We start from the raw sequence: 13,163 nt of genomic DNA on the forward strand, positions 1-13,163 counted from the left end.
GAATAGCAAGCAAAGGGAGACCCAGCAGTGACGCAGTCGCGATGCGGCTCCCTGCTTGCCCCTAGGAAAGCGAGCCGTGTCCGGATTGGACATAACACCTATACTTTGTCTACAGTCTGGGGGCTCGCTTATGCGAGCCCCTTTCTACGTGTAGAGTCACATGGATGCGGGTATTGAATATTATGTTACAAAAGGAGGTGTCTGATCTTCGTCTAGAAGATCGTGCATATGGACTTATCAAAATGGCCGATTGTAAACTGGGTTGCTTTTTTAGCGACCGTCGTCATCAACTATTTCGCGAGCGGCGACAACGCCGCGGTTTCGGACCGCATCGATATCTACTTTAAGCCGGCAGGGTACGCCTTCTCGATTTGGGGTGTCATCTATGTCGCGTTACTCGTTTGGCTGGTCTTACAGTTAAGGAAAGGAACGACGGCGAATCGTCAAGCCGAGCGTATGAAAGCTGGATTCTTAATCTCTTGCGTGCTGAATGGTTTATGGCTATTGGCATTCACGAACGAATGGTTCGTCGTCTCACTTGTCATCATGGTGTCATTCTTAGCTACCCTTTGCTGGCTGTATTATATCGCCTTTCGGACATCTACGAGCTGGCTCGATCGATTCCCGTTCTCCATCTATATCGGCTGGGTATCAGTCGCAACAATTGTCAACACATTCGTTGTGATGAAGACGGAACAGATTACATCATTATTAGGTCTTGATGAACTCGCTTGGACCTCACTTATGCTGATGGTCGGTGTGATTGTAGCCCTTCTCTTTATGTGGTGGCATCATGATTTTATCTATCCACTCGTATTTGTCTGGGCGTATATCGGAATCTTTGCGAGAATCGAAGAAGGGACTCTTTATGTCGTGATCGTCAGTGCCCTGGCTTTACTCGCCATAGGATATATTGGTTTGATTTTATGGAAACGTCCTAAATCATTTTTACACCACCCGCGTAAAACGGTAGAACAATAATCAAAAAAAGGATGTCCTATGGATATCCTTTTTTGTGTTCAAAAGAACCTATAAATAAATAATATTCATGGATATTTATTCTTTATTGAATATAACTAAAAACGATAAATCCATTGATAACAGCAGTGTATACGCTTTCAATAAGATTCGACACGATTCCTATTATGCAAAAACACATACAACTCACTTGATTTTTCAGAATATTTAGAACAAAATGTTAATTACGAAACTGTGAGTGAAAGGGGTCGATGATATGAGTCGAGTTGGTCTATATGACTCAAAATTTGAGAAAGATGCGTGTGGGATTGGACTTTACGTCAATTTACATGGGCTGAAAAAACATGAGATCGTCGAAAAATCACTCTCGATGTTATGTAATTTAGAGCACCGGGGAGGACAAGGTGTCATCGATGCAGGTGATGGGGCGGGTATCATGACTGAGATCCCACATGAACTCTTCACACAAACAATGAACCTTCCGTCGCCTGGTCGTTACGCTGTCGGAATGGTTTTTTTTCAGCCGTCTGAGAATCAACTCCACGAAAAAACGGCCATGATGGAACGTATGGCGGATGAACTGGACTGTTCGACGATTGAGTGGCGTGAAGTACCTGTCGATCCATTGCAAATCGGAGAGCATGCGCGAGTCACGCAACCGGTCATCTATCAATGGTTCATCTCATGTCCATTCCTTGACGAGGATGCGAATGAGCGTGTCTTCTATGAACTTCGTCGAAAAATAGAAAAAGTCGATGCGTTACACCTATATATCGCAAGCCTGTCAACGAGAACGATCGTGTATAAAGGAATGTTGACACCAAATCAAATCGCAGCATTTTATTTAGATTTGCAATCCCCTCAATACAAGAGCACGTTCGGCATCGTCCATTCTCGCTTCTCGACGAACACGTTCCCGTCTTGGGAACGGGCACACCCGAACCGGATGATTGTCCATAATGGGGAGATTAACACGCTTCGAGGAAATATTGATGCGATGCGAGCACGAGAGGGCGTTACATCAACAGATTTATTTGAAGACGTTCATCACTTGTTCCCTGTCCTTCAAGAGGATGGGAGTGACTCGTCCATGCTCGATAACGCTTTTGAATTCTTCACACGAACCGGTCGCTCAATCGCACACACGGCGATGATGTTGATTCCTGAACCGTTCGTCGAAGGGCAGATGGAGTCGTTCAAACGTGACTTTTATCAATATCATTCATCCATCATGGAGCCATGGGATGGACCGACTGGGGTCGTCTTTACAGATGGACGTCAAATCGGAGCGATTTTAGATCGTAACGGCTTGCGCCCGATGCGTTATGTCGAAACGTTGGACGGGGAATTGATTCTTTCCTCTGAAACAGGAGTTATTCCGGTTGATGCAGAGAACGTCAAATCAAAACAACGTCTTAGACCGGGACAATTATTGTTGATCGACCTGATTGAAAAGCGATTGATTCCAGATCATGAGATCAAAGAGACGATTGCAAAGTCAGAGCCTTATCATAAATGGCTCAAGCAGATGATGACCCTCAAGGATAGTGGGGTCATAGAAGAGGAACTATTTGAGCTTCAGCGTGTGCAACGCGCGTTTGGGTATACAAAAGAGGATATTGAGCAGTATATGGTTCCATTAATCAAAGACGAGAAAGATCCAATCGGCTCGATGGGGCATGATCAACCAATCGCCGTGCTCTCGACTCGTCCTCGGTCACTCTTCCATTACTTCAAACAGCATTTCGCGCAAGTGACGAACCCGCCAATCGATGCCTTGCGAGAGAAGATTGTCACGGCGACATTCACTTGGATCGGTCCGCAAGGGGATCCGGTTCATACCGGACGCGGTCATGCGAAACGTGTGTGGTTAGATCATCCGATGATTGATGGGGCAACCCTTAAGCAACTTGACGAGAAGCTCAAGCTCGAACGAGTCGATACGACGTTTACAAATGATTTAGAGGCGTCGCTTGAAGCCCTTTTGCAACATGTCAGCCAGATTGTACGAAATGGTGCGAACGTGATCGTCCTTTCTGACCGACTCGTCAGTAATGAACGGATTGCGATGCCGTCTCTTCTCGTTCTGAGTGCGGTTCATCAACACTTGATTCGAGAGAACTTGCGATCAAACTGTAGTCTTATTTCTGAGAGTGGTGAAGTTCGAGAAGTGCATCAGGCAGCGACCTTGATTGGATATGGGGCAGATGCAGTGTATCCTTACGTTGCCTATGCGACGATTCGAGATTTAGTCGAACGTGAACAAATTATGCATTCACTTGAAGAGGCCATCCGCTCGTATCAAAAAGCGGTCGTTGAAGGGATCGTCAAAATTATGTCGAAAATGGGCATCTCGACGATTCAAAGTTATCGCGGAGCTCAAATTTTTGAAGCCGTTGGGTTAGACCGTGATTTGATCGAGACGCATTTCAGGGGAACGACATCTCAACTGTCTGGAATCGGATTTAAAGAGCTTGAAGACGAAGCGAAAACACTCCATACGTCTGCCTATGCGACGAATCGTCCGCTCGAGGCGGGAAGTGATTTCCAATGGCGTGCAGACGGGGAAGAGCATGCATTTAACCCGAAGACGATTCATTTGTTACAACGCGCCTGTCGTGAGAATGAACGTAAATATTATGATGCTTATGTGAAGCTACATGAATCATCAGGTCAGTTCATCCGACAATTGTTTGCGTTTAAAACACAGCGTCCTGTGCCGCTCGAAGATGTGGAGCCAATCACGTCGATCGTTCGTCGATTTAAGACGGGAGCGATGTCATTCGGTTCGTTATCGAAAGAAGCGCATGAAACCCTCGCCATCGCCATGAACCAGATTGGTGCGAAAAGTAACTCAGGGGAAGGGGGCGAAGACCGGGCCCGCTTCGTCCCAGATGAGTTTGGAAACGAACGCATCAGCCGCATCAAGCAAGTCGCTAGCGGACGCTTCGGCGTGACGGCCGAATATCTATATCATGCCGATGAGATTCAAATCAAGATGGCGCAAGGCGCAAAACCGGGTGAGGGTGGTCAACTCCCAGGAAACAAGGTGTACCCATGGGTCGCTGAAGTCCGGGGATCGGTACCTGGCGTCGGTCTGATCTCACCGCCTCCACATCACGATATTTACTCGATTGAGGACTTGGCTCAGCTCATCTTTGACTTGAAGCATGCGAACCCGAAGGCGAAAATCAGTGTCAAACTTGTCTCAAAGTCAGGAGTTGGGACGATTGCAGCAGGTGTCGCCAAAGCGAATGCCGATACAATTGTCATTAGTGGGTACGATGGTGGGACAGGAGCTTCTCCAAAGACATCAATCAAGCATACAGGACTTCCATGGGAACTTGGACTCTTGGAGACGCATCAAACGCTCGCTTTGAACGGGTTACGGGGGAGAGTAACCCTCGAGACGGACGGGAAGCTCATGACGGGGCGAGATATCGTCCTAGCTGCCATCTTCGGGGCGGAAGAGTTTGCGTTTGCGACAGCACCACTTGTCGTTCTCGGATGCATCATGATGCGCGCATGTCATTTGGATACGTGTCCCGTCGGTGTGGCGACGCAAGATCCGGTACTTCGTCAGAAATTTATGGGGAAACCAGAACATGTCGTCAACTTGATGACATTCTTGGCGGAAGAAGTACGAGAAATTTTAGCATCACTCGGTATGACCTCACTCGACGATGTGGTCGGTCGAACGGATCTTCTTGAAGAAAGTGAATGGAAGACGAGTCATCCGAAAGCGGGACGCTTAGATTTGTCCCCAATGCTTACGATGCCGACCCCGTTACCGGAACGAGAAGAACTGGCACATCCTGCATATCGCTCATACGACCATCGCAAGCTCATCCCGGCTGTATCACGTTCCATTACTTCTACTCAACCAACGTTCTTCGTAGGTCGTGTTCGAAATACCGATCGAGCGGTCGGAACGCAATTAGGGTTTGAAGTGACGAAAGTTCACGGTCAGGTAGGTTTACCGGATGATACGATTTCGCTTCGCCTTAGCGGGTCTGCTGGTCAAAGCTTAGGAGCATTTTTACCGAGGGGCATCACCATTTCCGTTATCGGAGATGCGAACGATTATATTGGGAAAGGTTTGAGTGGCGGTAAATTGGCGCTGATTGCTGAAAAGCATGCACCATTTGATGAGAGTAAACAAATGATTGCCGGAAACGTCTGCTTGTACGGAGCGACGAGTGGTCAAGCGTTCTTTAACGGGCATGTCGGCGAGCGGTTTGCCGTTCGAAACTCTGGTGCGACAGCGGTCGTCGAAGGAGTCGGGGATCACGGGTGTGAATATATGACCGGTGGAACCGTTCTCGTTCTCGGTGAAATCGGACGGAACTTCGCCGCAGGTATGTCAGGTGGAATCGCTTATATATACGGGGAGCAAGCGTATGATCGTCTCGTCAACGAGGAGCTCGTCTCCGTCGTAGGAGAGTTGAACGATGAAGATATGGAACAAATTTATGCACTTCTCGAAGCGCACCAATTCCACACAGACAGTGTCAAAGCACGTACCATTTTAGAGTCGTTTGAACAAGCGCGCTCTCACTTTGTGAAAGTAGTTCCGAGAGATTATGCGAACGTATTGGACGTCATGCGTCAAATCGAGACACATCGACCAGAATTGAGCGAAGCGGATCGGGCACTCGAATTGTTCCGTGTCGTGACTGAAGGAGGTACCGCATGAAACACAACTTTTTGAATATCGCGCGAACGACCTTACCGGAACGTCTTGTCGATGAGCGGGTGAGAGATTATGAGGAATACGCGACGCGATTGGATGACGAATCGGTCAAACAGCAAGCCGCGCGTTGTATGGACTGTGGTACACCGTTTTGTCACGTCGGTGATTTGATCGGTCAAGAAACGATTGGATGTCCGATTCACAACTACATCCCTGAATGGAACAAGCTCGTGACGAAAGCGGATTGGATGGGCGCATACCATCGATTGATGGAAACGAATAACTTTCCGGAGTTCACAGGGAGAGTTTGTCCGGCACCGTGTGAGGGGTCTTGTACACTCGGAATTAGTGAAGATCCGGTTGCGATCAAATCGATTGAACGAACCATCATCGATCGGGCGTTTGAAGAAGGGTGGGTGAAACCAAGACAGGTCCATCGAAGAACCGGGATGACGATTGCCATCGTCGGAAGTGGTCCTGCAGGTTTGGCAGCCGCTGATCAATTGAACCAACTGGGGCATTCGGTCACAATCATCGAGAGGTCGGATGAACCAGGGGGGCTACTCATGTACGGAATCCCGAACATGAAACTGGATAAGGATGTCGTAAGACGTCGCATTCGATTGCTCGAACAAGAGGGAATTGTCATCCGGACGAACATGGAGGTCGGTACCGACGTTACGGTCGATTCACTTCGTAACGAATTCGATGCGGTCATCTTCGCGACAGGGGCTCAGAAACAGCGCACGCTCGGGATCGACGGGGATGATGCAGAAGGTGTCGAAATGGCAATGGATTATTTGACGGCTTCTATGCGTGAGCGTAAAGGAGAATCGCTTCCGTCCATGTACGATGCCAAAGACAAAAATGTTATCGTCATCGGAGGTGGGGATACAGGGGCCGATTGTGTAGCGACTGCAATTCGTCAAGGAGCGAAATCCGTCGTCCAGTTCGGAAAGCATCCATCCAAAGGATTGTTTCGTGCACCAGAGAAACCTTGGCCCCTTCAACCTGACACACTTACGAACGATTATGCGTATGCTGAATCACTCGAGGTCTATGAGAAAGACCCGAGAACGTATTTGATTCGTTCCAACCAAATCGTCGCGAAAGAAGGACGTGTCACCGGAATCGAGACGGAGCGGATGACGAAAGTGGTCAATCCAGATGGACAGGCGACGTTCTTTGTAGAAGAGGATTCCCTTGAGATTTATCCGGCAGACCTTGTCCTCGTCGCGATTGGATTTGAGCGACCGGAACAGGAATTGCGAAAAATCGGTGTCGAGAAGACGAAAAACTTCCAGACGGCAGCGGACAATGTCTTTGTCGCCGGAGATGCGAAGCGGGGACAAAGCCTGATCGTATGGGCGATTCGGGAAGGACGAGAAGTGGCAGAGGTCGTCGATGCGTATCTCGATACTTGCAAGACCGAATTAAAAACCTCATCATAAAAAGGAGCGACATTCGTCGCTCCTTATCTTTTGTTAGGAGGAGTTTTATGTTCACCGAAATTCTCATGTATACGGGAATCTGGTTTATTCTCATCCTGATTTTATTAGGGACCATTTATTCACGACGGAAAAAATGATTAAAGTACCATCGCGGCAATGACGCCGAAGATGATGAGTGGAATGTTGTAGTGTAAGAACGTTGGCCAAACCGTTTCACGTAGGTGATCGTGTTGACCGTCAGCGTTCAATCCACTCGTAGGTCCGAGTGTCGAGTCACTCGCTGGGCTTCCTGCGTCCCCAAGTGCTCCTGCAGTCCCGATGATGGCAATCGTCGCCTCGACGGAGAACCCGTATTGTACACAGAGCGGGACGAAAATCGCTGCAATGATTGGAACGGTCGAGAAGCTTGAACCGATTCCGAGCGTGATGACAAGGCCGACAAGCAACATGACAAGAGCCGCGACCATTTTAGAATCACCCATCAAATCGCTTGCGCCATTGACGAGCGGTTCAATCGCACCTGTCTCGCGGATGACAGCGGCGAAACCACTTGCAGCAATCATGACGAAACCGATGAATGCCATCATACGCATCCCGCTTGTGAAGATGTCATCTGCCTCTGACCAAGGGATGAGGCGGAAAATTGAGAGTAAGATTAGCCCTGTCACTGCCGATGCAATCATCGACTCCGTCTGCAATTGGACGATAAGGACAATCAGTACAACGACAAGTGTCATGATCATCTTGAAACCACTCATTTGACGAACTTCATAATCAGTTGGTCCGAGCGCGATTGTTTCGTATGAACGAGGTTTTCGGTAATGAATGAACGCAGCAATCAAACCGACGACCATCCCTAATGCGGGGATGCCCATGATTGAGACGATGTTCACATCACCGACAGATAAACCGTTCGCTTCGACGTTTGCGATTAAAATTTCGTTCAAGTAAATCCCGCCGAACCCGACAGGTAAGAGCATATAAGGAGTCACAAGACCGAACGTCAAAATCGTTGCAACGAGACGCCGATCTAATTTCAATTCATTAAACAATACGAGTAACGGTGGAATCACGATCGGAATAAAGGCGATGTGAATCGGGAGCACGTTTTGTGAGCTGATTGACAATAATAAGAGAAGCGACAATAAGAACGCTTTAACATAGCTCACTCGTTTTCCTGACACGTCACGACCTGACATGGCAATCAATTTTTCTGCTAGGACGTCTGGTAACCCTGTCTTTGATAACCCGACGGCGAATGCACCGAGGAGTGCGTAACTAAGCGCAATGCTCGCTCCACCGCCTAGACCGTCACTGAAGGCGGTCAACGTATCGTTGAACCCAAGTCCTCCAACAAGCCCTCCGACTAGCGCTGCTAAGATTAATGATAAAACAATGTGCACTCGACTGATGGCGAGTGCGAATAAGACGATGACTGCAAGTAAAACTGCGTTCATATCAATCCAACACCTTCCATGTTTTCTTTCTCTTGGTATCACTTTAATATGATAAAGACTTTTTGAAATTTAACATATGATGTGTGTCTTGTCAAATCAATATGAAAAAAAGCGATAACTCGTTAAAGTTATCGCTCGTCTGTTACATATCAACGTTATGATAGACTTGGCGCACATCTTCTAAATCTTCAAGAACATCAATTAATTTTTCAAATTGTTCTTTTGATGCATCATCAAGTGATACTTCGTTTTGAGGAAGCATCGTCAATTCTGCCACGGCAAACTCTTCTACTCCTGAAGCTTTAAAAGCGGTCTGTACAGCATGGAATGCTTCTGGCTCAGCGTACACAATGACCGTCTCGTCTTCCTCGATGACGTCACGGACATCAAGGTCATGCTCCATCATGAGCTCAAGGACATCATCTGCCGACAAATCATTGACACCGATGACGGCTGTTGCATCGAACATATACGCGACCGAACCGCTGACTCCCATGTTGCCTCCGTTTTTACCGAAAGCGGCACGAACTTCTGAAGCCGTACGGTTGACGTTATTCGTCAACGTATCGACGATAACCATCGCGCCGTTTGGACCGAAGCCCTCGTATCGAAGCTCATCAAAATTTTCTTCGTCGCCACCTTTAGCTTTATCAATGGCGCGGTCGATAATCGCACGAGGCACGTTATACGTCTTCGCACGCTCCACCACGAATTTTAATGACTGGTTCAACTCAGGATCAGGTTCCCCTTGGCGGGCGGCCACATAGATTTCACGACCGAACTTCGCATAGACGCGACTCGTATTCGCATCTTTTGATGCCTTCTTCTCTTTAATGTTGTTCCATTTACGACCCATTACATGTCATCTCTCTTTCCATTTGTACGTAGATTCATTACAGATTATATAAGAAGTTGCCTGAATTGACGAGAAAAGTTTTACTCTTCGCCTTTATCCATCTTTTCCACGATTTCTGTTAAAGTCTTCAAACTCTCGAAAAGTCGATCGGTTTCGTCCTCATTTAAAAAGGCGAGTCGTTCTTCAAAAAGTTTCCGGAACGAGTCTCTTCGTTCGAGCAAAATATGCTCACCTTTTTCCGTCAACTGGTTCCAAATGACACGGCGATCGCGTTCGTCTGGGACACGGGTGATATATCCTTCATTTAATAACTTTGTGATAAGAGGGGTGACATTAGGCGGTGCGATGGAGAGTGTCTCGCTTATCCGTCCGTTTGTGACAGCCCCCTCGTCTTCAATCAACATCAAGAGATGGAAATGAGAGAAGTTTAAGTTCGGGATTTGAGGAAAATCAGATCGTCGTAACAATTTACGACGAATTAATGGAATCAGTTTGACAAACTGGTCCGCTGCATCTTGTTTCGGCATAATAGATTCACTTCCTAGTTAGGTTCTAACTTTATTATACACGAGTTAGGTCCAGTTGAACCTAAAAACGGGTTGATGTGATGAATGATACATCTTATATGCTGTTGAATCGACACAAGTTATGTAAGCGTTTACATAAAGAGTAACACACATTTTCATGAAAACGTATTCGATTTTACTGAGGGGACTCTAAAAAATCAAGAGCTATCAACAAATGACAAAAAAATATTGTGAAAGAGTTCACATTGTTGTCACCCACAAATCCTGAAAAACATTGTATTCTATGAATGTGAAGGAAAGCACAATCTCTTGAAAGCAGTCATCACATTGTGTCTTCCATCAAGTCAATATGTTCATTAAAAGCTCTCAATTATGAGGAGGAACCTAACATGGCAGTCAAAGAGAAAGCAAAAGTGGAAACTACGGCAGAACAAATGGTGGATACGCTCGTAGCGAGTGCGCACAAGGCACTTGATACGTTGATGACGTTCGACCAAGAGAAAATCGATCATATCGTACAGGCGATGGCACTTGCAGGACTCGAGCAACACGTCGCACTCGCGAAATTAGCGCATACAGAAACAGGTCGCGGTGTCTTTGAAGACAAGATGATCAAAAACATCTTCGCGACAGAATATATCTACAACTCACTTCGTGGAGAAAAAACAGTTGGCGTCCTTGAAGATGATGTTCAAAACGGAATCACGTATATCGCAGAACCAGTCGGTGTCGTCGCTGGGGTCACACCGGTCACTAACCCGACATCAACAACGATGTTTAAAGCGATCATCGCCATCAAGACACGTAACCCAATCATCTTCGCGTTCCATCCATCAGCGCAACAATGTTCAAGTGAAGCAGCTCGTGTCCTCCGTGACGCAGCGGTAGCGGCAGGTGCTCCTGAAAACTTGATTCAATGGGTTGAAGTTCCATCACTTGATGCAACGAAAGCGCTCATGAACCACCCTGGTGTGGCGATGGTCCTTGCGACTGGTGGGGCAGCGATGGTCAAATCGGCTTACTCGACTGGTAAACCAGCACTTGGCGTCGGACCTGGTAACGTACCGGCCTACATCGATAAGACTGCGAAAGTGAAACGTGCCATCTCAGACGTCATCCTTTCAAAAACGTTCGACAACGGGATGATCTGTGCGTCTGAACAAGCAATCATCGTCGACCAAGAAGTATATGAAGAAGTGAAAGCAGAGATGACGGCACTCGGTTGCTACTTCTGCTCACCTGAAGAGAAAGCGAAGCTTGAAACGCTCGTCATCCGTACGGATACATGTGCGGTCAACCCTGAAATTGTTGGGAAGCCGGCAGCATGGATCGCTGAACAAGCAGGTCTCAAAGTTCCAGCGGATACGAAAATCTTGATTGCAGAGCTTGAAACAGTTGGCGCAACTGAGCTTCTCTCTCACGAAAAATTAAGCCCAGTTCTTGGTGCATATAAAGTTCAATCACGTGAAGAAGGATTCGCGATTGCTGAAAAAATGCTTGAAATCGGTGGACTCGGTCATACAGCGGTCATCCACTCAACAGATGACGATGCCATCCTTGAATTCGGTCTCCGTATGAAGGCTTGCCGCATCATCGTCAACTCACCTTCAGCGCACGGTGGAATCGGTGACCTTTACAACGAAATGACACCATCCCTCACGCTCGGTTGTGGGTCTTACGGTAAAAACTCCGTCTCAGAAAACGTGACGGCGAAACATCTACTCAACGTGAAAAAGGTGGCGAGACGTCGCGTGAATATGCAATGGTTCAAAGTACCTGAAAAAATCTACTTCGAGAAAAACTCAGTTCAATACCTTCAATCGCTCACAACGAAAAAACGGGCGATGATCGTCACAGATGAAATGATGGTCAAACTCGGATTTGCTGATAAAGTCATCAAAAACTTGCCAGCAGGTGTTGAGTACCGCATCTTCGACCAAGTCGAACCTGACCCATCGGTTGAAACGGTCATGAACGGTGCCGAAGCAATGCGTCACTTCCAACCAGACATGATCATCGCACTTGGTGGTGGTTCACCGATGGATGCCGCGAAAGGAATGTGGCTCTTCTACGAACGTCCAGAAGAGAAGTTCTCAAACCTTCGTCAAAAATTCATGGATATTCGCAAACGGACGTACAAGTTCCCGACACTCGGTAACAAATCAATGTTTATCGCCATCCCGACAACGTCTGGTACAGGTTCTGAAGTGACACCGTTCACAGTCATCACTGACAAAAAACGGAACGTGAAATATCCGATTGCTGACTACGCGATCACTCCAGACGTTGCCATCGTCGACCCTGAGTTCGTCATGACCGTCCCAGCTTCAATCACGGCTGATACAGGGATGGACGTCATGACACACGCGATCGAAGCATACGTTTCCGTCATGGCGAATGATTACACAGACGGGCTTTGCCTCCGCGCCATCAAGATGATTTTCGACTACCTACCAAAAGCGTATGAAAACGGTAGCGACGCGGAAGCTCGTCAGAAAGTACACAATGCTTCAACGATGGCGGGTATGGCGTTTGCGAACGCGTTCCTCGGTATCAACCACTCGATCGCTCACAAAATCGGTGGAGAGTTCCACGTGCCACACGGTCGTACGAACGCGATTCTCATGCCACACGTCATTCGTTACAACGCGACACGTCCATCGAAACTTGCGGCATTCCCGAAATATGAGTCATTCATCGCTGACGAGCGTTACGCAGAAATCGCACGTTACCTCGGTCTTCCAGCAAGCACGACAGCTGAAGGTGTCGAGTCACTCGTGCAAGCGATCATCGAGCTCGGTCAACGCTTGAATATCAAACTTTCGTTCAAGGCGCAAGGCATCAAGAAAGCAGAACTCGATGCGAAGATCGACAAGATGGCGGTCGACGCATTCGAAGACCAATGTACGACGGCCAACCCGAAAATGCCGCTCGTTGAAGAGTTGAAAGAAATCATGTACGCAGCATACGAAGGCGTATAAGGATCAACATGTACAAGTAAGCCCGTTCAACTCGAACGGGCTTCAGCTTGTTGACTAACATGAATCATAACGCTCGCCTGTCCGGCGCCCACGCTTTCCGCAGGCAATCCCGGAGCCGCATCGCGACCTAGGTCGCTGCTGGGTCTCCGTCGGATTGCTTTCCTGCAGGGGTCGGGGCGCCGTCGGGCGAGCAACGCAAACGGTCGTCATCTGGCGGTCG

At 47.8% G+C, this 13,163-nt stretch carries 7 protein-coding genes; 4 read left to right on the forward strand and 3 right to left on the reverse strand.

The genetic code is table 11. The features are described from left to right. Window positions 1-228: 228 nt before the first annotated feature. From KNO90_RS14520 to KNO90_RS14530, 3 genes are all read left to right on the forward strand, one after another. A complete protein-coding gene (locus KNO90_RS14520; protein ID WP_215113898.1) occupies window positions 229-981 on the forward strand; it encodes a tryptophan-rich sensory protein in 753 nt (250 codons plus the stop codon). Window positions 982-1,234: 253 nt separating this feature from the next. Beyond that, window positions 1,235-5,674, forward strand: a complete 4,440-nt coding sequence (gene gltB / locus KNO90_RS14525; RefSeq protein ID WP_215113899.1) for a glutamate synthase large subunit — start codon at window positions 1,235-1,237, stop codon at window positions 5,672-5,674. After that, window positions 5,671-7,122 (forward strand): glutamate synthase subunit beta, encoded by a 1,452-nt coding sequence (locus KNO90_RS14530; protein WP_215113900.1) that lies wholly within the window; start codon window positions 5,671-5,673, stop codon window positions 7,120-7,122. The genes gltB and KNO90_RS14530 overlap by 4 nt, the downstream gene beginning before the upstream one ends. Before the next feature lie 137 nt (window positions 7,123-7,259). Here the strand turns inward: KNO90_RS14530 and KNO90_RS14535 are convergent, their stop codons facing one another. The 3 genes from KNO90_RS14535 to KNO90_RS14545 form a co-directional block, all read right to left on the reverse strand. After that, the gene (locus tag KNO90_RS14535; RefSeq protein ID WP_214740477.1) at window positions 7,260-8,579 is read right to left on the reverse strand and encodes a Na+/H+ antiporter family protein; all 1,320 of its coding nucleotides are present in this window, start codon (window positions 8,577-8,579) and stop codon (window positions 7,260-7,262) included. A 142-nt stretch (window positions 8,580-8,721) separates the two neighbouring features. Then, the gene (locus KNO90_RS14540; protein WP_214740479.1) at window positions 8,722-9,435 is read right to left on the reverse strand and encodes a YebC/PmpR family DNA-binding transcriptional regulator; all 714 of its coding nucleotides are present in this window, start codon (window positions 9,433-9,435) and stop codon (window positions 8,722-8,724) included. Between the two features lie 80 nt (window positions 9,436-9,515). Further along, window positions 9,516-9,962 (reverse strand): MarR family winged helix-turn-helix transcriptional regulator, encoded by a 447-nt coding sequence (locus KNO90_RS14545; protein ID WP_214740481.1) that lies wholly within the window; start codon window positions 9,960-9,962, stop codon window positions 9,516-9,518. 389 nt (window positions 9,963-10,351) lie between these two features. Between KNO90_RS14545 and adhE the strand changes: the two genes are divergently transcribed. After that, entirely contained in the window at window positions 10,352-12,943 is a 2,592-nt protein-coding gene (adhE, locus tag KNO90_RS14550; RefSeq protein WP_012726208.1) for a bifunctional acetaldehyde-CoA/alcohol dehydrogenase, read from the forward strand. Window positions 12,944-13,163 lie beyond the last annotated feature (220 nt).

Origin of the sequence: Exiguobacterium sp. s63 (assembly GCF_018617335.1) — a bacterium.
Taxonomy (GTDB): domain Bacteria; phylum Bacillota; class Bacilli; order Exiguobacteriales; family Exiguobacteriaceae; genus Exiguobacterium.